Source organism: Solibacillus sp. FSL W7-1324 (assembly GCF_038008025.1).
In the GTDB taxonomy this organism is placed as follows: domain Bacteria; phylum Bacillota; class Bacilli; order Bacillales_A; family Planococcaceae; genus Solibacillus.
The window spans coordinates 513,488-537,005 of record NZ_JBBOYH010000001.1; the positions used below are offsets into that span (position 1 = coordinate 513,488).

Sequence of the window (23,518 nt, forward strand, 5' to 3'; positions counted from 1 at the left end):
GGTGCCAAAACAAACATCCTATAATCCAAATGGCCGCAGTGAAATGAAATTCGGGATTACATATATCGACTACCAAATTTTAAAAATGAAGCTGCGTCATATGATGAAGCTGGATCCGCATGCAAATACAAATGGGCGTTATCTCATCCGTTCCTGTTATTTCGACAACTTCGACAATAAGGTAATGAACGAAAAGAAGGAAGGCTTTTTAAACCGGGATAAATACCGGGTGCGCATCTATAACAAAAGCGATGCGGTTATTCATCTTGAGCGCAAGTCGAAGCGCAATAACCAGACATATAAATCTAAATGTCCGCTGACAAAAAAAGAATTTGAACGATTGCGTGTAAATGATTTCGAATGGATGAAAGAGGATGAGCGATCATTAATTCAAGATTTGTATAAAGACATCAAACTATATCACCTGAAACCGATGACCGTTGTCGACTATGAACGTGAAGCTTACTTGTATGAGCATGGTAATGTGCGTATAACATTCGATTGCAAAGTACAGACAAGCTTGCGCAATACCGATATGTTCGACAAAAACTTACCAATGGTCGATGTAATAGATCAAAATGAAGTCATTTTGGAAGTGAAGTATGACGAGTACTTGCCGACAGTCATTAAAATACTGCTGCAGGGCATTCATACACGTCATGAAGCGTATTCAAAATATCAGTTAAGCCGCATGTTCGGCTAAAAAACAGGAGGAATTTTAAGTGTTTACATTATTAGCAGCAACGAATATTACCAATTTTAATGATATTTTCAAATCGAGTTTCCTGGAAAAGACGTCCAATTTTTCTTTGATCGACGCATTGATCGGACTGGCAAGTGCCTTTTTATTAGGTGTATTTATTTACTTCATCTATAAAAAAACATTTAACGGCGTTGTGTACTCTCATTCGTTTAATATTTCACTGATGATTATGGCTATGGCGACAGCACTTGTCATTATGGGAATCAGTCAAAACGTTCTATTATCACTTGGTATGGTCGGTGCATTATCGATCGTTCGTTTCCGTACACCAATTAAAGACCCAATGGATTTAATATTCCTGTTCTGGTCAGTAGTAGTCGGAATTTTATGTGGTGCAGGATTTATTCCTTTAGCGGTAATTGGTTCAGTCATTATTGGAGTAGTCATTATTGTTTTCCAAAATAAAATTGTGATCGAAAACCCGTACTTAGTTGTAGTACGTTTTGAGCATGAAGAAACAAATACAATAATTGAAAGATTGTTGAAAGAAGCTTCAAAACGTTATTTATTAAAATCTAAATCGGTAATGAATGATGAACAAATGGAAGTAACATATGAAGTACGCCTAAAAGGGAATGATGCTGCATTCGTATCAACATTATCAAAATTAGAAGGTGTATCGTCAGCAGTAATGTTAAGCTATGACGGCAACTTCACAGCATAAAAACAGGGAGTGTAATAATGAAAAAAACTATAATCGGTATCACATTGACGGCTTCACTTTTGTTGGCGGCATGTGGTAATACAGATAATGAGATTGTCGCAACAACGGCTTACGGGGATATTACGAAATCGGGATTTTATGAGCAAATGAAAGAAATAGCCGGAACAACTCTTTTGGAACAAGTTGTAATTGATAAAATTTTAACAGATCAGTATGAAGTGTCGGACAAAGAAATAGAGGAACAGCTCGAAACGTATAAAGAAATGTACGGAGACAGCTTTGAATCGGCTTTGGCGACGAATGGCTATACAGAAGAAACATTCAAAGATACAATACGTTTTCAATTGCTCCAGCAAAAAGCGATGGAGGATGTTGAAGTAACAGAAGAAGAAATCGAGACCTATTATGAGCAGGGAAAATATGAGCTTCATACACGCCATATTTTAGTTGAGACGGAAGAAGAGGCCCAGCAATTGTATGAACAGATTTCGGAAGGCAGCGATTTTGAATCGGTTGCGAAAGAAAGCTCACAGGACAGTGAAACAGCTGAAAATGGAGGCGAACTAGGCTGGCTGTCCATTGCTGATATGGAACCAACATTTGCAGATGCAGCGTATGCGTTAGAAACTGGAAAAGTATCAGAGCCGGTGGAAAGTACTTTAGGCTTTGAAATTATTCAGATGATAGATAAACGTGAAGTGAAAGACTATGCTTCTCTGGAAGAACAAAAAGAAGACATCAAAAAGACATTGAAAGAGCAGATAGTTGCGAATACGGAGTGGGAAACAGTAGAAGCGCGTTTGTTGAAAGAAGCCAATGTTACAATTAAAGATGAGGATTTTGGAAATGCATTTAGCGGAACATTAAATAAAGAAGAGTGAACGAAAAATAAAAACGGGAACGCATCTTACCGAGCGTTCCCGTTTTTGACTGTATTGCCATTGAAAAAGCGTTTAATCATCGTCAGGCCAAGGTTGAAGAGGAAAATGATTAGCGCAACACGAAAGAAAGCAACGAAATATTGCCAAACGGTTGTACTTTCAATAAAAAGGTTCGGCATATTATCGACTAATGCGTAAGTAAAATATCCCGCTAGTCCAATAAAAAACAAACCGGCAAAAAAATCCTTTACACTCATCTTTAACCTCCACTAAATAGATTTAATCAAAGGATACCATATAAAGGAAACATAATATATAGAAGAAAGTAGGATACAAAGGGAAGAGAAGGGGGTCCTCCAATTCCATCAATAGTTTACATCCTCTTAATAAGCGGTGGTTAAATCACGGCTGATTTCTTCGTTGCCTGTACAAGCGCTTCGATTGTTGCCCAGTCTTGCTCAACGAGTGCCGTAACAATTTTACTGCCGACAATTACGCCATCCGCAATGTCACCGAAGCTTTTTACATGTTCAGTCGTAGAAATACCGAAACCTGCCAACACCGGAATATTGCTCGCTGCTTTCAAGTTTGCAAAGTGACCGGCAAGTTCTGTGGCAAAGCTTGCGCGTTCACCGGTAATGCCGTTTACCGTAACGGCATAAACGAAGCCTTCACTTGCAGCGGCTAATTTTTTAATTCGTTCAGGAGGGCTCATTAATGATACGAGCTGGACAAGTGCAATGCCGTTTTTCTTTAATGCATCATGCAACAAAGCACTTTCTTCAAAAGGCATATCCGGTACAATCAGTCCTTTGACACCACCACGTTTTGCATCCTCTGCAAATGCTTCAATTCCATAAGCTAAAATTGGGTTTAAATACGTCATGACAACGAGCGGAATTTGGATTTCCTGTGCAAAGCTTTGGAGTTCATCCAGTACCTTCTTCAATGTCACACCGTGTGCAAGTGCGCGTTCACCGGCTTGTTCAATAGTTGGTCCATCAGCTACAGGATCTGTAAATGGAATGCCGACTTCAATTGCGGAAACCCCGATTTGCTGAAGCTTTAAAATAGTTGGTTTTAATGTTTCAAGCCCGCCATCGCCTGCCATAATATAAGGAACAAATGTTTTATCCCCTGCAGCTAATACGTTTTCAAGCTGTTTTTGCAATGTCATTTCACGCCACCTCCAAGTTTATCCATTAATGTGTGAACATCTTTGTCCCCACGTCCTGATAAGCAAACAACAACAATTTCATCGGCAGGTCGGTTCTTGGCAAATTGACTTGCATAGTAAACGGCATGAGCGCTTTCCAATGCCGGTAAAATTCCTTCCGTTTCACATAACAGCTTCACACCTTCAAGTGCCTGTTCATCTGTAACAGAAGGGTAGGATGCACGACCTGTTTCATGTAAATGGCAGTGTTCCGGTCCTACTCCCGGATAATCTAGTCCCGCTGAAATTGAATGCGCTTCTTGAACAAAACCGTTGTCATCCTGCAATAAATACATGAACGCACCGTGAAGGACACCTGTTTTTCCAACATGAATTGCTGCCGCGTGTTTGTCGGTATTGACACCTGAACCTGCAGCTTCCACTCCATACAATGCTACATCCTGATCTTCCACAAACGGGTAGAACATTCCGATTGCATTACTGCCGCCACCGATACAAGCGATAACTGTATCCGGTAGTCGTCCTTCCTGCTGTAAAATTTGGGCGCGTGTTTCATCCCCGATGACACGCTGGAAATCACGGACAATAGTAGGGAAGGGGTGTGGTCCAAGTGCCGATCCTAAAATATAATGCGTATCTTCTATATGAGTAACCCAGTGACGCAACGCTTCATTAACTGCATCCTTTAATGTAGCGGAACCTTTTTCTACTGCAACAACTTTTGTTCCAAGCAGCTCCATACGGAAAACGTTCAGTTGCTGGCGGCGTACATCTTCTGCCCCCATATAAACGATACATTCCATATCAAGCAAGGCACACGCAGTTGCCGTTGCGACACCGTGCTGACCTGCACCAGTTTCAGCAACAATTTTTTTCTTCCCCATACGTTTTGCCAAAAGTGCCTGGCCAATCGCATTATTTATTTTATGTGCGCCAGTATGGTTTAAATCTTCACGCTTTAAATAGATTTTCGCGCCGCCGACTTTTTTCGTTAAACGCTCCGCAAAATAGAGGGGAGTTTCACGTCCGACATATTGCTTTAAATAATAATCAAGTTCTTCCTGGAAAGAGGGGTCCTTTTTTGCTTCCTCATATGCAAGCTCCAATTCCTCAAGTGAAGTCATCAATGTCTCGGGTACAAATTGCCCGCCGAATCGCCCGAAACGTCCTTTTACTGTCGTCATAAAATCAACTCTCCTTTTGCTGTTTCAATAAAATTCGTAATCGCTGCTGAACTTTTTCGACCATCCACTTCTACACCACTTGAAACATCTACCGCAAATGGCTCGACAAGCATAATCGCCAATCCAACATTTTCTTCATTTAGTCCACCTGCCAAAATGACCTTTTCAAGCGGGATTTTCACTTTATCAAGCAGCATCCAGTCAAAAGACTTTCCGCTTCCTCCACGGAAGTCAGTTCCAGGCGCATCGAACAAATAATAGTCCACATCATATGTTGCCGCACGTGTCACATCGTCTTCGCTACGAATCGAAAATGCTTTAATTGCCGGCAACCCGATTTCCTGAATCTGATCAGGCGTTTCATCTCCGTGATACTGGATATAATCGAGTCCGACTTCTTTTGCAATTTGACGAATAGTGGCTGGTTCCTCATTGACAAAAACCCCGACTTTTTTGACCGTACTCGGAATTGCCTTTGCCAGTTCCACTGCTTCCTCTACCGTAATGCGTCGTTTACTGGGCGCAAACATAAATCCGATAAAATCGGCACCTGCTTTGACCGCTGTTTCCACATGTTCAATTTCTTTTAATCCGCAAATTTTTACTTTTGTCATCGATTTTCGCCAACCTTTGCTGTTATGTCGATTTGTAGTGCTTTAAGTGAATTTTTGACGTCTCCGCTGCGCATTAATGCTTCGCCGACTAATACTCCTTTTGCGCCAGCATTCGCCACAAACTGTGCATCTTCCGGACCTAAAATGCCGCTTTCACTAATAAATGCTATCGGTGAAGGGGGAAGAAGCTGCGCAATTTCAAGTGTTGCTGACAACGAAACATCGAATGTTTTCAAATTCCGGTTATTCACTCCGATAATATTTGCCCCAATAGCAAGGGCACGCTTTAATTCATCGGCATCATGTACTTCAACGAGCACTTCCAGCTGTTGTTCTGTCGCATAGGCGTAAAGGGATTTCAGCTGGTCATCCGTTAATGCTGCGACAATCAACAGGATAACCGATGCGCCGGCCGCTTTCGCATAGTCGATCTGCACTTCATGAATGATGAAATCTTTACATAAAACCGGTATGTCCACAGCATTGGCAACGGCATTTAAATCTGCATAGCTACCTTTGAAAAATGCGCGCTCTGTCAAGACGGAAATACAGGCAGCACCTGCTTCTTCGTATTGTAACGCTTGCTCAACAGGGTCGACTTCTGTCGCAATATCACCTTTAGAAGGGGAAGCACGTTTCATTTCCGAAATTACTTGCAATGAATTGGCTGATATCAGTGTTTCGTATAGGGAAGGGCGGACCTTATCTATTGTTAAAAACACAGGCTTTGTCGAAAGCAATTGTGGCAGCTCAGTCTTTTTTTGGTCAATAATACGGTCTAAAATCGTCATTTTACGGGTTCCTCCTGCGTCTTTTTTTGGCTATAAGCAACGATATTTTCTAATTTTTCATAAGCGCGTCCTGACATTATGCTGTCCTTCGCCATCTCGATTCCTTCTTTCATCGTCTCGGCAAGCCCGTATGCAAAGAAGCCAATGCCGGCATTTAAAAGAACCGTATCGAAATACACGCTTTGTTTTCCTTTTAGTAAGTCACGCATGATAACTGCATTTTCTGCAGGAGAACCGCCGCGAATTGCAGAAAGGGGCTGTGCGGCTAAACCGACATCTTCAGCACGCAGTTTAAATGGAATCATGTCCCCGCGGTCTAGCAGTACAAAAGTGTTTTCACCATCCAGCGAAGCTTCATCCATTCCTTGGGCACCAGATACGACGATTGCACGTTCTCGTCCCAGCATATGGAGCACTTCCGCATAATCGGTCGTGAAGTTAGGTCGGTTAATGCCGACAAACTGCGTTTTTAACGGAACAGGGTTTGTTAGGGGGCCGACTAAATTGAAAATCGTCGGCTTGCCGATTGCCTGTCGAACTTCACCAATCCGTTTTAACTTCGGGTGCATGTTCGGAGCGTGTAAAAAGGCGATACCATGCTGTTTGAGCAATTCAGATGTTTGTTCGATATTTGGCAGCAGCGTAATGCCAAGTGCCTCCAACACATCCGAGCTTCCTGAAGCACTCGATACTTTCCGGTTGCCATGCTTTGCTACTGAAATACCGCCACCTGCCAATACAAATGCAGAAGTCGTACTTATATTGAAGCTTTGAAGTCCATCGCCGCCTGTGCCGCAGTTATCGATATAAATGCCTTCGGGTACTTCGACAGCAACTGCATGTGATTTCATAACAGAAGCCAAGCCCGCAACTTCATGTGCCGTTTCTCCTTTTGCACTCATCGCCGTTAAAAATGAGGCGATTTGTTCTTTCGGTGTTTGCTCATTAAAAATAAGCTGTGCCGCCTGCGTCATTTCCTCAAAAACTAAATGCTCTTTTCGCTCGATCTGTTCAATATATGGAAGTAAAGACATGTTCATCATCCTTTCAGTAAAGAGTGGAATGGCGCTTCTTCATCTGTTTCCGAGTGAAGCTGTGCGACATTACCTTGAATTATTATCGTTTGTTCCGGTGTTGTGAAATCGACCTGGCCATTAAAGCCGATATAGCCGATCAAGCCTTGTGCTGGCAATAGCCCTTTCACGACGTCGATGGCATGAAGGGTAGGGCTTAACGTACCTGTTGTAACATTGGCAAGCTGCTGCACCGAGTTTTCTGTACTAAAGCGTTCGATTGACGGGGCATCATTTGTAACGGAAATATTCCCGTCCCTTACTTGCATATAGTTTGATTTTGATGTGCCGATTACTGTGCAATCATCAAATTCGACATAGTACATATACGGTGCAGCGTGTTCAACGCGCATTTTCCGGTAAAGGGAAAGGGCCTCGCCAGTAAATTGTGCACGATAACTTCCATTTTCCTCTTTTTCGACATGTTGTAATGTATAGGATGACTGTTCAGGTGTCTGTGTTGTAAACAGCTGTTCAATCAGTTGATCAATATTTGGTGCCACTTGCTCTGCTTCAATATTTGTATGGAAAACAGCAATTTCATCTGTTAAATGATCAAAAATAACGAGTGTATCGTAAACATGGAACTGCAGTTCAGGCAACGGCTTCTGCAATGCGTGAATATAGCCAATGCCGCCACCTGTAAACGGATATTCCGTATGTGATGAAATGCGCGGCATCACTTGTTTTAATAGTTGGATCAGCTCGCCTTCATATGTGTAGGCTTTATTGGAATGATGTGTATGATCCAAAAGCTGATCTTCAGTCCCGATATATGTTTTACGCGGGTTGACACCAATGAACGAATAGCGTCCATTACCATCATATTTTGAGGAACTTTCCAATAAAAACTTCCGTTCACCTTGCAGTCGCTGGAAAATAGAAATCGGTGTCAGTAAATCCCCATTTACTTTTTTCATTGATGTACGAAAATGTTGCTGAACTACCATTTGAAACACTCCTTTTTTGAAATAAACTACGCCTTTACGATTCAGATTATTTAGCAATCCTGTAATTAATTTAAAGATTTGCTGAATAAAAAAAATCGCCCTCAGCAAAAGAATTAACTTTTGCGAAAGGACGATTTTCACCGCGTTGCCACCTCGTTTGAAGCAAATCAAAAAAACTTGCTTCCACTTAAACCTGATAACGGCAGGGTACCGTCCGCCGACTAACGCCGGCAGCTTTCATAAGGCCCATTCACATTTACCTTTTGGCGTATTTTCACCAGCCATACGCTCTCTGGACAAAACGATAAATGCTACTCTTCTTATTCAACAATTTACTCAACTAAGCTCAACTAAACGAAAACGGTGGTCACGCTCCCGCAACCTGCTACCGTAAATAACAATTTGAATTATGCTTTATTCTAACACTGAAAAATGAAATGTCAAACAATTCTAAAATAAGTTTTTTAAATAAAAAACCAGCCGACATAAAAAAGTCAGCTGGTGAAACAATCGAAATTAAATTAATTTTTTGAAATCCAATCGTTTATTTAAAGTGTACATAATCGGTGCTCCAACCGCCAATACAACAAATTCGCCAAATGCTACAAACAGCCAAGTTTCCCAGAACGGGAAGCCAAGCACGATATTCAGCTGTGCTGCAATGATAAACATTGTAAACGTAAATAACGTTGTATTAATAATCAGGCGAGCCCAAATATTTTTCACAAACTTACAAATGAATATGAAAATTCCCAGTGTAATAATCGTATGTCCAACACCAAATACTAAATCGATGGGACCGATTGAAGACATCAGGAAATTGGAAATAAATACACCTAAAACTACACCTAACATATAGCGCGGGTTGAATGCGACTAAATGGTTAAAAATTTCGGCAATACGGAACTGTACTTGCCCAAAGCTAATTGGCGCAACAAGCATTGTAACAGCAATATATAATGCTGCAATAATGGCACTCGCTGCAATAAACTTTACCTTCATATGAAATTCCTCCTAGTTTTTTAACGTGGGATGGTTACGAACCACGCAAAGCAACTGCAATCATAGCAATATTGAAAATAAAAGTAAAGATTTATAGGACTTTTTTTTCAATAAAACGTCAAAAAAATTATAAAGAGTAAAAAGTTCAACAAACCGCGTCGCTTAGCGGTTTAAAGAGTATTGTCAAAATTCCGAAATGAGGCACATTACCTAGAATAAATTCAGAACATTCTAAATGTTATTGACTATCTAAAAATGACGCGGTAATATTATTTCAACACTTCATCCAAATGAAGTTCGGTGCTTTAAATCGATAAAGTAATTAGGGGGAAATAAGATGAGAAAAAATTTAATGAAGCTGTCCTTTTTGTTATTCGGGCTTCTTTTATTATTAGCTGCTTGTGGCGGGGAAGAGAGCGAGACATCTTCGAATGAGACGTCCAATGGCGAAGCAGTGGATACAGCTAAAGCTGATAGCGATAAAACGTTTAAAATCGGAACAACACAAATTGTTGAGCATCCATCATTAGATGCAGCAAAAGAAGGATTTAAAAAAGCAATTGAAGATGCAGGGATTAAAGCAGAATACGTAGACAAATCTGCAAACAACGATAACAGTGCGAACATGACGATCGCCCAGCAGTTAGTCGGGGAAAATGTAGATCTGATTTTCGCGAACTCAACACCTTCAGCACAGGCGGCAAAAAGTGCAACTTCTGATATTCCGGTTATCTTTACATCGGTAACGGATGCAGTAGGGGCGGAATTGATCGAGTCAATGGCAACACCTGGTGCTAACGTAACAGGTACGATTGATTTACATCCGGAAACAATGCCGAAAACAGTTGCCTTCCTTAAAGAATTAGGGGCAACAAATGTAGGGATGGTATATAACGCGGGTGAGCAAAACTCAGTGGCACAAATCGCGGCAGTAAAAGAAATTGCAGCAAAAGAAGGCGTAACAATTGTTGAAGCGGCAGTATCTGCTTCATCTGAAGTTCGTCAGGCAGCAGAATCTTTAGTAGGAAAAGTTGATGCATTCTATATTATTACTGATAATACTGTCGTATCGGCACTAGAATCTGTAATCGAAGTAGCAGATGCAAACAAATTACCGCTTATTGTCGGTGAGCTTGATTCAGTAGAGCGCGGCGGTTTAGCTGCATACGGTTTCGAATACTATGATATCGGCTATGAAGCAGGGCAAATGGCAGCACAAATTTTATTGGAAGGCAAAGCACCTTCAGAAGTTCCGGCTGCATATCCGGCTAACTTAAAACTAGTAATCAATAAAGCTACTGCAGAAAACTTAGGGTTGGAAATTAAGCCTGAATGGGAAGCAGAAGTACAATAATTCACATTTATACAAAAAAGCAAGTCAGCCTAAACAGGTATAAAATGTTTAGGCTGACTTGCTTAAAACTTTTAAAAAAGTCAGGAGATGATTCGAGATGTTTACAGCTATGTTTGGGTCAGTGGAGCAAGGGATCATCTATGCAATTATGGCACTTGGGGTTTACTTAACATTCCGCGTGCTGGATTTTCCGGATTTAACGGTTGATGGAAGCTTTGTAACGGGGGCAGGTACGGCAGCGATGATGATCGTGCTTGGCTATAACCCGATTCTTGCCACATTGGTCGCAACAGTTGCTGGATTTATTGCTGGATGTATGACAGGAATTTTACACACGAAAGGGAAAATCAATCCGCTGCTTGCAGGGATTTTAATGATGATCGCTCTCTATTCGATTAATCTTCGAATTATGGGATTAAGCTCAGATACCGGTGTAACACGACCAAATATTCCACTATTAAATTCAGAAACAGTTTTTTCGACGTTCGGTTCTTTCTGGTCGAATTTAGGCATTGATTCCGCGATTACAAACGTACTGAAGTCAATGGGCTTAGCTTCTGTTCCAACAACTTGGGGTGTTTTAATATTAATGCTTGTTGTGACGACAATTATTAAACTAGTAGTAGACTGGTTCTTAAAAACAGAAATCGGTCTTGCAATCCGCGCAACAGGCGACAATAAACGAATGATTCGCAGCTTTTCGGCGAATACCGATTCATTAGTTATTTTAGGACTCGGAATTTCAAACGGTATGGTGGCATTATCAGGTGCATTAATTGCCCAGTATACAAAGTTTGCCGATGTCGGATTAGGTATTGGTATGATTGTTGTCGGTCTGGCATCTGTAATTATCGGTGAAGCCATTTTCGGAACGAAGTCGATTGTTCGTGTCACATTTGCGGTTATTGCCGGGGCAATAATTTACCGAATGATTTACGCATTGGCGTTACGCGTAAAATGGTTGGACTCAGGGGATATGAAATTAATTACGGCGGTTATCGTTATTTTAGCGCTGGTAATCCCGCAAATCGTAGGAAAATATAAAGAGAAAAAGAGAAAAGCAAAACGTTTGGAAGAGCGTCTCGCGTTACAGCAGGCAAAAGTAGATATTGAGCAGGGAGGGAAGAGCCTTGCTTAAATTAGATGGCATTAATAAAGTATTTAACGAAGGAACACCCGATGAGAAAATTGCGCTGGACAATATTAACTTGCATTTGGCACCAGGTGATTTCGTTACAATTATCGGCAGTAATGGTGCCGGGAAATCGACAATGATGAATATGATTTCAGGTGCGTTAACACCAGATTTCGGCTCTGTCGAAATTAACGGCAATGATTTAACCCGCCTGCCGGAATATAAGCGTGCTGTCCATATCGGCCGTGTTTTCCAAGATCCGATGGCAGGTACAGCACCAACAATGACAATCGAAGAGAACTTGGCGATTGCCTATTCCCGTAATACGAAGCGTTCATTGCGCTTTGGTGTTGATAAAAAGCGTCGTGAGTTTTTCAAAACGTCATTGGAAAAACTGCATTTGAATTTGGAAAATCGTTTATCGGCAAAAGTTGGATTATTATCAGGAGGGGAACGCCAGGCATTAAGTTTATTAATGGCGACATTTACGAAGCCTGCGATTTTACTGCTTGATGAACATACAGCAGCACTTGATCCGTCACGGGCTGAACTTATTACAAAGCTGACAAAAGAGCTTGTCGAGGAAAGCCGGCTGACGACATTGATGGTCACGCATAATATGCAGCAGGCGCTCGATTTGGGGAACCGCCTCATTATGATGGATAAAGGGCAAATCATTTTGGAAGTCGGTGAAGATCGTAAACAGGACTTGACGATTCCGGATTTAATGCACGAGTTCGAACAAATCCGCGGCGAAAAAATGAACTCAGACCGTGCGTTATTAGGATAAATGAAAAGTTTCAGAAAGATAAAGCAAAAACTCGATTTTCTCTGAGAGAAAATCGAGTTTTTATATTTCAATAAAAGTATTTATACTAGCAACGCAAACAGCGTACTGTCGTTATTTACTTCCTTATATTCAAAACCGTTTGCGCGCATACGTTCAATTAATCCTTCATGATCTTCGCGATGTGCAAGTTCAATGCCGACCAATGCCGGACCACTTTCTTTATTGTTCTTCTTCGTATATTCAAACGTTGTAATATCATCATTCGGACCAAGCACTTCCGTTAAAAATTGGCGTAATGCTCCTGAACGCTGCGGGAAACTTACGATGAAGTAATGCAGAAGCCCTTCATAAATCAGTGAACGCTCCTTAATTTCCTGCATTCGTCCAATATCATTATTTCCTCCAGAAATAATGATGACAACCGATTTACCGCGAATCTCTTCTGCGTAAAAGTCGAGTGCAGCAACCGACAATGCGCCAGCTGGCTCGGCTATGATCGCATGCTTATTATAAAGGTCTAAAATAGTCGTACATACTTTGCCTTCCGGAACGGCGATAATATCATCTAAATAGTGACGGCATACTTCGTAAGTATCATGCCCAACACATTTAACAGCAGCCCCGTCAACAAATTTATCGATCGTATCCAAAGAAACTACTTCGCCATGTTGGAAAGCAGATTTCATGCTGGCTGCACCAGCAGGCTCTACACCGATAACTTTACTCGAAGGGGATAAGTTTTTAATGTAGGAAGAGACACCTGACATTAAACCGCCCCCGCCGATACTGCCAAATACATAATCGATCGGTTCTTCGATGTCATTCATAATTTCGACAGCCACTGTTCCTTGGCCAGCCATTACATCTGCATCATCGAATGGATGGATGAAGATGCGATTCTCCTGCTCACAATAGGTAAGTGCGCTTTCTGCCGAGTCGTCAAAAGTATCTCCAGCCAGCACGATTTCCACAAAGCTTCTGCCAAACATTCGTACTTGATCGATCTTTTGTTTCGGTGTAGTCTTCGGCATAAAGATTGTTGCTTTAATTTCCAGCTTTGCACACGCATATGCAACACCTTGTGCATGGTTGCCGGCACTTGCACAAACGACACCTGAAGCACGGGCTTCCGTTTCGATTTTTTTTATTTTATAATAGGCACCACGTAATTTAAATGAGCGAACATGCTGCAAATCTTCACGCTTAAAGTAAATTTTTGCCCCATACTTTTCGGATAAATATTCGTTTAATTGCAGGGGTGTATGTACAACAACATCTTTTAAAAAATGATGTGCGATTAATACGTTTTCAACTGCAATCGTAGTCGGTTGAGTAACTCCCATTTCCATGTAACCTCCGTCATCTGATTAAAGATTATATTATTCTATCATAAATTTATGTCGTAATGGCGTAAAAATTCTGTAAATTATGAAAATTCATCAATACGCCATAATGAAAGCGGTTTAATAGAGAAATGAGGCAATGTTTTAGACAAGATTACCTTCAAACTGAAACGAGAACTAAATCTTGTTGGTGTGCATATCCATGAACAAAATAGGAAAAGCTGATGTATGAACTAAGACCTAAGTCGTAAATCACATTTTAAAGGTTTAACCGAAAATTAAAGGGGAAATTATATTATTGTGAAAGGGCAATTTTGCAGATAGGAAAACTTATTGGCAATGTCCAAATTTATATATCAGGAGGAATAACAATGGCTAAAACAGCGATTATTACAGGTGGAGGCAGCGGGTTAGGCCAAGCAACAGCAATCCGTATGGCTGAGGAAGGTATTAATATTGCGGTAGTGGATGTCAGTGAAAAAGGCGGAAACGAAACAGTTGAACAAGTTAAAGCAAAAGGTGTAGACGCTATTTTTATTAAAGCGGATGTATCAAAAGCGGAAGAAGTAAAAAACTATGTTGATGAAACAATGAAGCATTTCGGTTCAATTGATTACTTCTTTAACAATGCAGGGATTTCCGGCAGCGGTAAATACTATTTAGAAACTACGATTGAGGAAATTGAACAAATTGTCGGCATCAACTTGCTTGGGGCACTTTATGGTGTACGCTATGTTGCTGATGTAATGCTGAAAAACGGTGGCGGTTCCATTGTGAATACGGCTTCAAGTGCCGGTGTAATTGGACAGGATTCCGTTGTTACATATTCGGCAACGAAACACGGGATTGTCGGGTTAACAAGAAGTATGGTAGCGGAGTACGCCAAAGACGGTCTGCGTGTTAATGCAATCGCTCCGGGACCAACTGAAACACCAATGGTAAAAGCCTTTTATGAAGCAAACCCGCAAATGAAGGAAAATGCCACAGGCGGAATCCCGCAAAAACGTTTAGGTACTCCAGAAGAAGTAGCAGAGCTTGTAACATTCCTGCTAACTTCAAAAGCAGAGTATATTAACGGGGAAGTCATCCGTATTGACGGCGGCTTCACGAGCACGAAGTAATAAAAAAAGGGCTGCCCGGATAGTCAGTAGAAAACCTGACTTCCCGGCAGCCCTTTATTGTTTAATTAAAATAATAAATGTGCAATTGCTGCGATAATTGGAATCGAAATGATTGTACGAATTAAGAAAATCATGAATAGATCCCAAAGTTTTAATGGAAGCTTCGTACCTAAAATCAGTCCGCCGACTTCCGACATGTAAATTAACTGTGTAACCGATACTGTCGCGATGAAGAAACGTGTCATTTCAGATTCAATGCCTGCACCTAAAACAGAAGGTAACAGCATGTCCGCAAAACCGACAATCATCGTTTGTGCAGCTTCACCGGCTTCAGGAATTTGCAGAAGCGCTAAAATTGGCTCAAATGGCATTCCTAATATACGGAAGAAGCTAGTAAACTCGGCTAACACTAAAGCGATTGTGGCGAATGCCATAATAATCGGTGTAACCGCAAACCACATTTCCAGTACATTAATAAATCCGTTTTTGATCATTTTACCTAAGTTACGGTTAGAATCGGCTTTTGATAAAGCATTGTGCAATCCAAAAGAGAATACATTATAGCCATCTTGTACATCTTCACGGTTTGCAGGCACTTGTGAGCCATCGATTAACGTATCTGCTTTTTGTTTTAAAGGATAAATACGAGGCATAATGAATGCTAAAATTAATCCGCAAATAATGACAGAAGCATAAAATTCGATGAAGTAATCACCAATGCCGATTGTTTCAACTACTACTAAACAGAAAGTAATCGATACGACCGAGAAAGTTGTCGCGATTGTTGCTGCTTCACGGCCTGTATAGTTTTTTTCTTCATATTGCTTGCTTGTAAGCAATACGCCGATCGTTCCATCGCCCACCCAAGAAGCAAGGCAGTCAATAGCAGAGCGTCCTGGAATTTTGAATAGGGGACGCATAATTTTTACCATCATCGACCCGAAAAATTCAAGTAAACCGAAGTCTGTTAATAAAGGCAACAATAAACCGGCAAATAAAAACAGTACAAACATGAAAGTTACAAGACCTGCCGCCGGATCAAGTAACACGCCTGTTGTCACATCACTTGTTAAACTCTCAGGCCCGATTTGGAAAACATACATACTTGCAAATATAACTGCAAGCACACGCATGATTGTCCAGAACCAGTTCACACGGAATAATGAATCAACGAGTGTACGCTGTTCTGTTTTTTTCGGAATAAATTGCATTACGACAGATCCTGCCGCCGCAACAATAAATACAATGAATGCGAACCAGTGAATGAATGGCTCTACTTTACCCGCTAAAAAGTTTGCCAGGATTGCAATCGGTACTTTTATGCCGTCTTCTGTATTAATCGGTGTAATAAACAGAAATACACCAAGAGCAGAAAGGGCAATAAACAGAAACCAAGTATACGTAGAAAATTTTGTTTTCATATATGATAACCTCTTTGATTGTTAGTTTGAATATTTATACACTATAAAACGTGATTATTCATTTGTCTACTGTTTTACATAAAGATTAATATTTCTGAAAACTATACTGATTAAAAAATGAATATAATTAGGCCGACGAAAAGTTTATATGCAATAAACATCATATTTTTGAAGAAATAAGCTAAAAACGATCCGAATAAAAATGCAAAAGATGAATAAGGGAAAAAAAGACGTCTGCAAATAAAAAAATATGCAAACGTCCTTAAAATTATAAATATACATTAATCATTAAAAGTGACAGTATAAAATCTTTCATTTGTTAACCAGTTATCCAGTGAGACGTCACCAGTATCTACCCGTTTTTCCGCGTCTTGAATCATCCAGGCTGTTTGAGAAGCATGTGCCTTTAAAGCTTTTAACTTATCTGCTTTGACGGACTCGATATCGATTGTAACATCCGGCTCACCGTTTTTCTCAACTGTGTCATTCGCAAATGCACAAGCTAAAATTCGAGGTCGGTACTGTTTATCGATACGACGTACCGCTTCGACAACCGCGCGTCCAGTTGCTTCATGATCGGGATGGACAGCAAAACCAGGTAAAAATGTGAAGATTAATGATGGATTCAGCTCGACAATCAAATCATTCACGAGCTTGACCATTTTTTCATCATCTTCAAATTCGACTGTTTTATCACGTAAACCCATCATACGCAAATCACTGATACCCATTGCTTCACATGCTTCCATCAGCTCTTTCCGGCGAATTTCCGGCAATGATTCGCGTGTTGCAAATGGAGGATTTCCTAAGTTTCGTCCCATTTCGCCCAATGTTAAACAAGCATATGTAACGGGAACTCCCATGTTGTGGAATAAGCGTAATGTACCTGCAACTGAAAAGGCTTCATCATCCGGGTGCGGATAAACGACTAAAACGTGACGTTCTTCTTGTAATGTCATATTAGCGACCTCCTTAATAAGCAAATGGCGTTTCGCTGATTTCTAATGCAACCGCCAGCTTTCCAGTATTATCTAAACCAGCCATTAGTAAACGGCCCTCATCGTCCAGTTCGAAATGTGTAATTCCTTGCGCGTAGACCCAGCCATGCGGCATTTTAAGTCCAACACGGTGCGGGGCATCTCCTACCACTTTTCCTAATTCATAGCGTATTTGTACATTGCGGATAAATGCGCCTGCATTGAAAAAGCCTTCATTGTAATGTGTTGCATAAGAGCCGTTTGTAGTTTCTAGATGAATAAAAACGTCTTTGTTCGCAAAAGAATTAATTAACTCCTGGAGCTCGTTAGTATTTACTTCCTTCATCACTCTTATTAACTCCTTTCGAATCTTTCTATTAATAGTATAGTCAAAATATATTCGACTGGGAAACGAAAAAGTCACACAAGAAATGAGTTCCTGTGTGACGCAGTTGACTTTATGCATTATGCTTTAACATAATTTGGAATTGTTGTAACCGTAACTTCAGGTGCACCGAAACGTGGTTTTGCCCCGTGCATTACTGGTCCAACATGTTCATTTAAAGCCCATCCGTGTTTAATCGCTGCTGAAACGAATTCTTTCGCTTCAATAACCGATTCCTCAACAGAAAGACCGTTTGCTAAGTTTGCACAAATACTCGCTGCAAAAGTACAGCCTGCCCCATGATTATAAGTAGAAGAAACTTTTTCAGTTTCTAATAATTTAAATTCTACTCCATTATAGAACAAATCAACGGCTTTATCATGTACTAAGGCTTTTCCACCTTTAATTACAACATTTTTTGCGCCCAGCTCATGAATTTTCACTGCTGCAGCCTGCATTTGCTCGATAGTTTTCGGCGTTGTTGTACCTGCCAGCTGTCCTGCTTCGAATAGGTTAGGTGTGACAACTGTTGCATAGGGTAATAAATATTTAATCATGGCTGTCGTATTGCCAGGGTTCAATACTTCATCTTCGCCTTTGCAAACCATTACGGGATCGATGACAATTTTATCTGTACCGGAAGCCTGAATTGCTTTTGATGCCATTTGAATAATTTCTTCAGTTGAAAGCATGCCTGTCTTAATGGCATCGACACCTGTTGAAAGGGCTGTATCGATTTGTTTTTGCAATAATTCTGTAGGCAGTGGTGTAACCGAGTGGCTCCAAGTTTTCGGATCCATTGTCACAACAACTGTCAATGCGACCATTCCGTATGTGCCATGTTCCTGGAAGGCTTTTAAATCGGCCTGCATTCCTGCGCCTGCAGAAGTATCAGAACCGGCAATCGTTAAAGTTTTTTTAAGTGTCATAAAGCATATCTCCTTAAAGTGAATATTCGAATTATAATTAATTTAAGTATAACGTTTAGCTGACTATATAAAAATAGCCAGAAAACGAAAAATCTATAATGCCAGAAAAGATGCTTGCACTTTTACGTCATATTCAATAGCGTTTAAAATGAGGTGGAAATTATGATGAAACAGTTGACGAATAGATGGAAAGATTTATTGGCTCAAGAAGTGGAGCAGCCATATTATAAACAGCTTGTAACATTTTTAGAGCAGCAATATATGGAAGAAACAGTGTATCCGAAAAAGGAGAATATTTTCAGTGCCCTCCAGTTAACGGACTACAATCAAGTAAAAGTAGTCATATTAGGACAAGATCCGTATCATGGTCCGAATCAGGCCCATGGATTGAGTTTTTCGGTTGAAAAAGGGCAAAAGTTGCCTCCTAGTCTAAAAAATATGATGAAGGAACTGCAGCAGGATATTGGCTGCGAAATTCCGGAGCATGGAGACTTAACATCGTGGGCGAAGCAGGGCGTATTATTACTGAACACCGTTTTAACTGTACAAGCAGGAAAAGCCAATTCACATAAAGGGCAAGGCTGGGAACGGTTTACGGATACGATAATTGAAAACCTCGCAAAACGTGAGCAGCCGATTGTATTTTTATTATGGGGAAAACCGGCCCAAAGTAAACGAAATTTAATTGAACGAATTTCAAACAATCATATTATTTTCCAATCGCCACATCCGAGTCCGTTAAGCGCACATCGCGGGTTTTTCGGGAGCAAACCGTATTCAAAAGCAAACGAAGCCCTCCTGTCATTAGGACAACAGCCGATTGACTGGAGTCTATCGAAGAAATAGGGAAACAAGCTAAACTTTTGCACAAAAGCATGGTAAAGTATTGATAGAAAGAGAGGGAACGGCACATGAAAGTAGATTGCTTTAAATGCCAGCACTTCCGTGTAACATGGGACCAGTCTAATCCGCGCGGTTGCACAGCATATGGCTTTAAAACGAAGCAGCTGCCATCTCTCGTTGTAAAACAGTCTTCGGGAATGGACTGCTTAAAATTTGTACCGAAAAATAGAGAAGGTGGGCAAAAGCGATGATTACGTATGAATCGATTGTTAAGCAAATTGAAAAGTTGACATCAGAAGCAGCACAGGCGGCAACAGAACAACAAGCCCGAGAAAAGCTTGCGGCAATTCGTGCGCTATGTGATGTCGTTTTAGACGAAAAAATCAGTTCGCCAAAACCTGCTTCCATAAATAGCATGAGTACAACAATCTCGTCACCTGTATACTCGCAACCGGTCGCAATTCCAGCACAAAAGCTTGAAGAAGACGACGCAAACGGCGACTCCTTGTTTGATTTTTAACAAAGAAATCAGTATTAGATAAAGAAAGAGGTAAAAGAAATGAAAGGTTCAATTATATCTGGCGCAATCCACGGATTTTTAGCAGTAGCATTAGGTGCCTTTGCAGCACATGCACTGGAAGATATACTCGATGATTACAGTGCCGGGATTTGGGATACAGCAATCCAGTATCAAATGTTTCATGCAACAGCACTTATTTTAGTCGGTATTTTAATGTCAAAAGCGGTTTTCGGTGAAGTGAAGCAGTTGAAAATTGCGATGTTCTGCTTTAATGCAGGTATTATAATCTTCGCGGGAAGCTTAATGGTATTAGCCTTAACAGGAATCGGTATACTTGGTGCCATTACTCCTATCGGTGGGGTATTCTTTTTAGTGGGCTGGATTATGGTTATTACAGCAGTAGTAAAAAAGACTCAATAAAACTCGTAGCATATACTTCTTGAAATGGAAGTATATGCTTTTTTTATTATTTTGTTAGGAAAATCAAATCTTTTATCTAAATTATTTGAATTTATTGTATAGTTATAAAGTAAGAGAGTAAAGGGGTAAGGAAAATGGACCAATTATTATTAAAGTTAGAAGAAAATTTTGAAGAGATGGTAATAATCCGACGCTATTTACATGAGCATCCGGAACTATCCCATCACGAAGTACATACACCTGCATACATTGCCAATTTCCACCGTGAACTAGGTTTGGAAGTACGAGAATTTGTTGGAGGGCGCGGAGTTGTAGCCACATTAAAAGGGGCAAAACAAGGAAAGACCGTTGCTTTACGTGCGGATTTTGATGCATTGGCAATTCAGGAGCTAAATGATTTTCCATATAAATCAAAAAATGATGGAGTAATGCATGCATGCGGACACGATGGTCATACGGCAACATTACTCGTTTTGGCAAAAGTTTTGACAGAAATGCGGGATCAACTGTCCGGCAATATTTTGTTCATCCATCAGCATGCTGAAGAGCTCGCTCCAGGTGGGGCAAAAGCAATGATTGAAGATGGCTGTTTAGACGGTGTGGACGTAATTTTCGGAACCCATTTATGGGCACCGACTCCTTTAGGAGAAGTGCTAGTACGGGAAGGCGCCATTATGGCAGCAGCAGACCGGTTTGAAATTGTAATCCAAGGCAAGGGCGGACATGGTGCAGAACCACAGCACTCGGTTGACGCAATCGTTGTTGGTGCACACTTTGTCACGCAATTGCAGACCATCGTTTCGCGCCGTGTTGCACCACTTGAATCGGGTGTAGTGACGGTCGGACAATTTGAAGCGGTCAATCCGTTCAATGTCATCGCGGATACAGTAAAAATTCAAGGAACTGTACGTGCCTTTGATGAACAAGTGCGAAAACAGATGAAAGAGGAAATCGAATTATTATTGAAAGCAACATGTTTAGGGATGCATGCTGACTATCGTTTCGAGTATTTCGATGGGTATCCGCCTGTAATCAACCATGCAGCTGAAACACAATTTGTTGCACAAATAGCAAATGAAACACCAGGTGTTGAAAAAGTCACGGTTTGTCCTCCTTTTATGATAGGGGAAGATTACGGCTACTATATGCAGCATGTTCCAGGGACTTTCTTCTTTACAGGGGCAAAGAATCCGGAATGGGAAACGGTATACCCGCATCATCATGCACGCTTTGATTTTGATGAACGGGCAATGCTCATCGCTGCGAAAGTTTTAGGACAGGCAACATTGCAATTTTTACTAAATGAACAACGAGAAGAGGAATCAGCATGAGTGTAGGGAAAAAGTTAAATGCTGCACTAATTATAATGATCATATTAATTTTGATTACAGTAGTGCTTAACTATATGAGTTTAAAAAATATACAGGGAAATATGGATGAAGCAATCGATTACCGGGTAGAGCAAATTCGTTCTGTGGATAAAATCCGTTTTAATGTCGCAATGCAAGGAATGTATGTGCGTGCAATTGTTTTTGACGGCAAAGAAGAATCTGTCGATAGCTTTAAACAATACAACGAATTATTGGATCAGGAGATTGATAATTTAAATAAACTCGTATCAAGCGGTACGATGAAAGAGCTGATGGAACAAGTCGTTAAAAACCGGGATGACTTCAATTACGGTTATCTTGATATGATGGATGCTTTCGAACGGGGAGAACAAAGACTCGCAAACGGTTTTATTAATACAAAGCTGCGCGCGGCGAATGACGGAATGTTCGATGCAACAGCTCAGATGGTCGAATACCAGGAAAAAATGCTCGATGAGATCAACAAGAAAGCAGATGATTCAATCGCCTTTTCTGTTTTAGTTGCCGGTATCGCTTTAGCTATCAGTGTTCTTATTGGCATACTTGTTATGGTATACATACGTAAAACAATTATTTCGCCATTAAATGGTATTGTGAATGAAGCGAATGTTATTGCAGCAGGAGATTTATCGCAGCAAGATATTCTAGTGAAATCAAAGGACGAAATTGGCCAGTTAGGCAACGCGTTCAATTCAATGAAAAATAACTTATCAAACCTGATTAAAAACATTCAGGTTAACTCAGAGCAAGTAAATGCGGCAGCACAGGAACTTTCGGCAAGTACCGAAGAAATTTCGGCGACGACGGAAGATGTAACGGTGCGCGTAAATGATACAGCCGAAAGAGCACAAATATCTGCACATGCTTCAAATGAAAGTGCCCGTGCAATGGAAGAAACAGCTGCAGGTGTCCAACGAATTGCAGAATCAACTCAAAAATTGCTTGGGAATTCGGTTGATGCAACACAGACAGCTAAAGACGGTGGGCAAATTATTTATGATGCCCAACAACAAATGAGCATTATCAGCTCATCGACAAACTCTGTGAATGCTTTAGTGCAAAAGCTGGCACAACAAACAGAAGAAATTAATAATATTTCGCAATTAATTACATCGATTACGGATCAAACGAATTTACTGGCATTAAATGCAGCGATTGAAGCAGCGCGCGCCGGGGAACATGGCAAAGGCTTTGCTGTTGTAGCAGATGAAGTGCGAAAGCTGGCTGAGCAATCGAAATCATCCGCCCATTCTATCGTTAAATTAACACTTGAAATAAAAGCAGATACAGAAAACGTTGAACGTGCCGTATCGGATTCATTAGTTTCTGTGGAAGATGGCGTGAAGATAATTTCACATGCCGGTGAATCGTTTACAACAATCGTAGATGCAGTAACGCAAATGTCAATGCAAATCCAGGAAATTTCAGCTACTTCCGAAGAGCTTTCTGCAAGTGCGGAACAGGTGACGGCATCGGTTAATGAAATTGCCCACAGCTCAAATGAATCAAGCGGTAACTTGGAGATGATCGCGGCAGCGGTAGAGGAACAGACCGCTACAATGCAACAAGTAAATGCAGTGGCCGTATCGCTAAGCGACAATGCACAAACACTCCAACAGGAAATCCAGCAGTTTAAAGTATGATACTTCAAAACGGTACCTTATAAAGGTGCCGTTTTTGCTATTCTTGGGCAACATTCCGTATAAGGTGAAGGGGACTTCTTCTAATAAAAAATTTTTTCTTCTAATAAAATTTGATTTGTTCTAATAAAACCGCGATTTTCTAATATATCGTGCAGTTGTTCTAATATC

26 protein-coding genes, 1 riboswitch and 1 other annotated feature are annotated in these 23,518 nt (G+C 40.7%); of the genes, 13 read left to right on the top strand and 13 right to left on the bottom strand.

Features of this window, described 5'->3' with window-relative positions; genetic code table 11:
• The first annotated feature begins 1 nt into the window (after position 1).
• From MKY71_RS02530 to MKY71_RS02540, 3 genes are read left to right on the top strand one after another with little or no spacing between them, the layout of a single operon-like run.
• Complete coding sequence (locus tag MKY71_RS02530) at positions 2 to 703, top strand: polyphosphate polymerase domain-containing protein (protein ID WP_340731493.1); 702 nt, start codon at positions 2 to 4, stop codon at positions 701 to 703.
• A 19-nt stretch (positions 704 to 722) separates the two neighbouring features.
• A complete protein-coding gene (locus MKY71_RS02535) occupies positions 723 to 1,427 on the top strand; it encodes a DUF4956 domain-containing protein (RefSeq protein ID WP_340731494.1) in 705 nt (234 codons plus the stop codon).
• Positions 1,428 to 1,444: 17 nt separating this feature from the next.
• A complete protein-coding gene (locus tag MKY71_RS02540) occupies positions 1,445 to 2,308 on the top strand; it encodes a peptidylprolyl isomerase (protein ID WP_340731495.1) in 864 nt (287 codons plus the stop codon).
• Between the two features lie 26 nt (positions 2,309 to 2,334).
• On the opposite strand, the gene MKY71_RS02545 is transcribed toward MKY71_RS02540, so the two are convergent.
• The 8 genes from MKY71_RS02545 to MKY71_RS02580 form a co-directional block, all read right to left on the bottom strand.
• Entirely contained in the window at positions 2,335 to 2,565 is a 231-nt protein-coding gene (locus tag MKY71_RS02545) for a sulfate permease (RefSeq protein ID WP_340731496.1), read from the bottom strand.
• 140 nt (positions 2,566 to 2,705) lie between these two features.
• Positions 2,706 to 3,485: a tryptophan synthase subunit alpha gene (trpA, locus tag MKY71_RS02550; RefSeq protein WP_340731497.1), complete on the bottom strand. Its 780-nt coding sequence runs from the start codon at positions 3,483 to 3,485 to the stop codon at positions 2,706 to 2,708.
• Positions 3,482 to 4,669: a tryptophan synthase subunit beta gene (gene trpB / locus MKY71_RS02555; RefSeq protein WP_340731498.1), complete on the bottom strand. Its 1,188-nt coding sequence runs from the start codon at positions 4,667 to 4,669 to the stop codon at positions 3,482 to 3,484. The genes trpA and trpB overlap by 4 nt, the downstream gene beginning before the upstream one ends.
• Positions 4,666 to 5,283: a phosphoribosylanthranilate isomerase gene (locus tag MKY71_RS02560; RefSeq protein ID WP_339175059.1), complete on the bottom strand. Its 618-nt coding sequence runs from the start codon at positions 5,281 to 5,283 to the stop codon at positions 4,666 to 4,668. Before MKY71_RS02560 ends, trpB begins: the two co-directional genes overlap by 4 nt.
• On the bottom strand, positions 5,280 to 6,074 hold the full coding sequence (trpC, locus tag MKY71_RS02565; RefSeq protein WP_339175060.1) for an indole-3-glycerol phosphate synthase TrpC: 795 nt from the start codon (positions 6,072 to 6,074) through the stop codon (positions 5,280 to 5,282). Before trpC ends, MKY71_RS02560 begins: the two co-directional genes overlap by 4 nt.
• Complete coding sequence (gene trpD, locus MKY71_RS02570) at positions 6,071 to 7,108, bottom strand: anthranilate phosphoribosyltransferase (RefSeq protein ID WP_340731499.1); 1,038 nt, start codon at positions 7,106 to 7,108, stop codon at positions 6,071 to 6,073. The genes trpC and trpD overlap by 4 nt, the downstream gene beginning before the upstream one ends.
• A 5-nt stretch (positions 7,109 to 7,113) precedes the next feature.
• A complete protein-coding gene (locus tag MKY71_RS02575) occupies positions 7,114 to 8,097 on the bottom strand; it encodes a metal ABC transporter ATP-binding protein (RefSeq protein WP_339197440.1) in 984 nt (327 codons plus the stop codon).
• Positions 8,098 to 8,220: 123 nt separating this feature from the next.
• Positions 8,221 to 8,434 (bottom strand) — a binding site (T-box leader).
• A 179-nt stretch (positions 8,435 to 8,613) separates the two neighbouring features.
• Positions 8,614 to 9,099, bottom strand: a complete 486-nt coding sequence (locus tag MKY71_RS02580; protein WP_339175063.1) for a QueT transporter family protein — start codon at positions 9,097 to 9,099, stop codon at positions 8,614 to 8,616.
• Positions 9,100 to 9,105: 6 nt separating this feature from the next.
• Positions 9,106 to 9,150, bottom strand: a riboswitch (PreQ1 riboswitch).
• A gap of 286 nt (positions 9,151 to 9,436) precedes the next feature.
• Between MKY71_RS02580 and MKY71_RS02585 the strand changes: the two genes are divergently transcribed.
• From MKY71_RS02585 to MKY71_RS02595, 3 genes are all read left to right on the top strand, one after another.
• Positions 9,437 to 10,453 (top strand): ABC transporter substrate-binding protein, encoded by a 1,017-nt coding sequence (locus MKY71_RS02585; RefSeq protein ID WP_339175065.1) that lies wholly within the window; start codon positions 9,437 to 9,439, stop codon positions 10,451 to 10,453.
• Positions 10,454 to 10,550: 97 nt separating this feature from the next.
• Positions 10,551 to 11,591, top strand: coding sequence for an ABC transporter permease (locus tag MKY71_RS02590; RefSeq protein WP_339197442.1), 1,041 nt, complete (start codon positions 10,551 to 10,553; stop codon positions 11,589 to 11,591).
• Entirely contained in the window at positions 11,584 to 12,378 is a 795-nt protein-coding gene (locus tag MKY71_RS02595) for an ABC transporter ATP-binding protein (protein ID WP_339175067.1), read from the top strand. The genes MKY71_RS02590 and MKY71_RS02595 overlap by 8 nt, the downstream gene beginning before the upstream one ends.
• Before the next feature lie 80 nt (positions 12,379 to 12,458).
• On the opposite strand, the gene ilvA is transcribed toward MKY71_RS02595, so the two are convergent.
• Positions 12,459 to 13,727: a threonine ammonia-lyase IlvA gene (gene ilvA, locus MKY71_RS02600; RefSeq protein ID WP_340731500.1), complete on the bottom strand. Its 1,269-nt coding sequence runs from the start codon at positions 13,725 to 13,727 to the stop codon at positions 12,459 to 12,461.
• A 365-nt stretch (positions 13,728 to 14,092) separates the two neighbouring features.
• Between ilvA and MKY71_RS02605 the strand changes: the two genes are divergently transcribed.
• Entirely contained in the window at positions 14,093 to 14,842 is a 750-nt protein-coding gene (locus tag MKY71_RS02605) for an SDR family NAD(P)-dependent oxidoreductase (RefSeq protein WP_340731501.1), read from the top strand.
• A 65-nt stretch (positions 14,843 to 14,907) separates the two neighbouring features.
• On the opposite strand, the gene MKY71_RS02610 is transcribed toward MKY71_RS02605, so the two are convergent.
• From MKY71_RS02610 to thiD, 4 genes are all read right to left on the bottom strand, one after another.
• Positions 14,908 to 16,263 carry a YjiH family protein gene (locus MKY71_RS02610; RefSeq protein ID WP_340731502.1) on the bottom strand — a complete coding sequence of 452 codons (1,356 nt, stop codon included), beginning with the start codon at positions 16,261 to 16,263 and terminating at the stop codon, positions 14,908 to 14,910.
• Positions 16,264 to 16,544: 281 nt separating this feature from the next.
• The gene (gene bshB2, locus MKY71_RS02615) at positions 16,545 to 17,222 is read right to left on the bottom strand and encodes a bacillithiol biosynthesis deacetylase BshB2 (RefSeq protein WP_339175071.1); all 678 of its coding nucleotides are present in this window, start codon (positions 17,220 to 17,222) and stop codon (positions 16,545 to 16,547) included.
• 13 nt (positions 17,223 to 17,235) lie between these two features.
• A complete protein-coding gene (locus MKY71_RS02620; RefSeq protein ID WP_339199604.1) occupies positions 17,236 to 17,586 on the bottom strand; it encodes a YojF family protein in 351 nt (116 codons plus the stop codon).
• Between the two features lie 119 nt (positions 17,587 to 17,705).
• Positions 17,706 to 18,554 carry a bifunctional hydroxymethylpyrimidine kinase/phosphomethylpyrimidine kinase gene (gene thiD, locus MKY71_RS02625; RefSeq protein WP_339175072.1) on the bottom strand — a complete coding sequence of 283 codons (849 nt, stop codon included), beginning with the start codon at positions 18,552 to 18,554 and terminating at the stop codon, positions 17,706 to 17,708.
• A gap of 165 nt (positions 18,555 to 18,719) precedes the next feature.
• Here thiD and MKY71_RS02630 point away from each other — a divergent pair, with 165 nt between their 5' ends.
• The 6 genes from MKY71_RS02630 to MKY71_RS02655 all read left to right on the top strand — a co-directional run bounded on the left by MKY71_RS02630 (position 18,720) and on the right by MKY71_RS02655 (position 23,350).
• Positions 18,720 to 19,400, top strand: a complete 681-nt coding sequence (locus MKY71_RS02630; RefSeq protein ID WP_340731503.1) for a uracil-DNA glycosylase — start codon at positions 18,720 to 18,722, stop codon at positions 19,398 to 19,400.
• A 65-nt stretch (positions 19,401 to 19,465) separates the two neighbouring features.
• Positions 19,466 to 19,648: a uracil-DNA glycosylase gene (locus MKY71_RS02635; protein ID WP_339175074.1), complete on the top strand. Its 183-nt coding sequence runs from the start codon at positions 19,466 to 19,468 to the stop codon at positions 19,646 to 19,648.
• Positions 19,645 to 19,917, top strand: a complete 273-nt coding sequence (locus MKY71_RS02640; RefSeq protein ID WP_340731504.1) for a YwdI family protein — start codon at positions 19,645 to 19,647, stop codon at positions 19,915 to 19,917. The genes MKY71_RS02635 and MKY71_RS02640 overlap by 4 nt, the downstream gene beginning before the upstream one ends.
• 39 nt (positions 19,918 to 19,956) lie before the next feature.
• On the top strand, positions 19,957 to 20,337 hold the full coding sequence (locus tag MKY71_RS02645; protein ID WP_339197450.1) for a DUF423 domain-containing protein: 381 nt from the start codon (positions 19,957 to 19,959) through the stop codon (positions 20,335 to 20,337).
• Between the two features lie 134 nt (positions 20,338 to 20,471).
• Complete coding sequence (locus tag MKY71_RS02650) at positions 20,472 to 21,668, top strand: M20 family metallopeptidase (RefSeq protein ID WP_340731505.1); 1,197 nt, start codon at positions 20,472 to 20,474, stop codon at positions 21,666 to 21,668.
• Entirely contained in the window at positions 21,665 to 23,350 is a 1,686-nt protein-coding gene (locus tag MKY71_RS02655; RefSeq protein ID WP_340731506.1) for a methyl-accepting chemotaxis protein, read from the top strand. The genes MKY71_RS02650 and MKY71_RS02655 overlap by 4 nt, the downstream gene beginning before the upstream one ends.
• The last annotated feature ends 168 nt before the right edge of the window (positions 23,351 to 23,518 follow it).

Bases quoted from the DNA above. Each gene is read 5' to 3' on its own strand.
- MKY71_RS02540 (WP_340731495.1), top strand. From the start codon at position 1,445: ATGAAAAAAACTATAATCGGTATCACATTGACGGCTTCACTTTTGTTG.
- MKY71_RS02545 (WP_340731496.1), bottom strand. From the start codon at position 2,565: ATGAGTGTAAAGGATTTTTTTGCCGGTTTGTTTTTTATTGGACTAGCG.
- trpA (WP_340731497.1), bottom strand. From the start codon at position 3,485: ATGACATTGCAAAAACAGCTTGAAAACGTATTAGCTGCAGGGGATAAA.
- trpB (WP_340731498.1), bottom strand. From the start codon at position 4,669: ATGACGACAGTAAAAGGACGTTTCGGGCGATTCGGCGGGCAATTTGTA.
- MKY71_RS02560 (WP_339175059.1), bottom strand. From the start codon at position 5,283: ATGACAAAAGTAAAAATTTGCGGATTAAAAGAAATTGAACATGTGGAA.
- trpC (WP_339175060.1), bottom strand. From the start codon at position 6,074: ATGACGATTTTAGACCGTATTATTGACCAAAAAAAGACTGAGCTGCCA.
- trpD (WP_340731499.1), bottom strand. From the start codon at position 7,108: ATGTCTTTACTTCCATATATTGAACAGATCGAGCGAAAAGAGCATTTA.
- MKY71_RS02575 (WP_339197440.1), bottom strand. From the start codon at position 8,097: ATGGTAGTTCAGCAACATTTTCGTACATCAATGAAAAAAGTAAATGGG.
- MKY71_RS02580 (WP_339175063.1), bottom strand. From the start codon at position 9,099: ATGAAGGTAAAGTTTATTGCAGCGAGTGCCATTATTGCAGCATTATAT.
- MKY71_RS02585 (WP_339175065.1), top strand. From the start codon at position 9,437: ATGAGAAAAAATTTAATGAAGCTGTCCTTTTTGTTATTCGGGCTTCTT.
- MKY71_RS02590 (WP_339197442.1), top strand. From the start codon at position 10,551: ATGTTTACAGCTATGTTTGGGTCAGTGGAGCAAGGGATCATCTATGCA.
- ilvA (WP_340731500.1), bottom strand. From the start codon at position 13,727: ATGGAAATGGGAGTTACTCAACCGACTACGATTGCAGTTGAAAACGTA.
- MKY71_RS02605 (WP_340731501.1), top strand. From the start codon at position 14,093: ATGGCTAAAACAGCGATTATTACAGGTGGAGGCAGCGGGTTAGGCCAA.
- MKY71_RS02610 (WP_340731502.1), bottom strand. From the start codon at position 16,263: ATGAAAACAAAATTTTCTACGTATACTTGGTTTCTGTTTATTGCCCTT.
- bshB2 (WP_339175071.1), bottom strand. From the start codon at position 17,222: ATGACATTACAAGAAGAACGTCACGTTTTAGTCGTTTATCCGCACCCG.
- MKY71_RS02620 (WP_339199604.1), bottom strand. From the start codon at position 17,586: ATGAAGGAAGTAAATACTAACGAGCTCCAGGAGTTAATTAATTCTTTT.
- thiD (WP_339175072.1), bottom strand. From the start codon at position 18,554: ATGACACTTAAAAAAACTTTAACGATTGCCGGTTCTGATACTTCTGCA.
- MKY71_RS02630 (WP_340731503.1), top strand. From the start codon at position 18,720: ATGAAACAGTTGACGAATAGATGGAAAGATTTATTGGCTCAAGAAGTG.
- MKY71_RS02635 (WP_339175074.1), top strand. From the start codon at position 19,466: ATGAAAGTAGATTGCTTTAAATGCCAGCACTTCCGTGTAACATGGGAC.
- MKY71_RS02640 (WP_340731504.1), top strand. From the start codon at position 19,645: ATGATTACGTATGAATCGATTGTTAAGCAAATTGAAAAGTTGACATCA.
- MKY71_RS02645 (WP_339197450.1), top strand. From the start codon at position 19,957: ATGAAAGGTTCAATTATATCTGGCGCAATCCACGGATTTTTAGCAGTA.
- MKY71_RS02650 (WP_340731505.1), top strand. From the start codon at position 20,472: ATGGACCAATTATTATTAAAGTTAGAAGAAAATTTTGAAGAGATGGTA.
- MKY71_RS02655 (WP_340731506.1), top strand. From the start codon at position 21,665: ATGAGTGTAGGGAAAAAGTTAAATGCTGCACTAATTATAATGATCATA.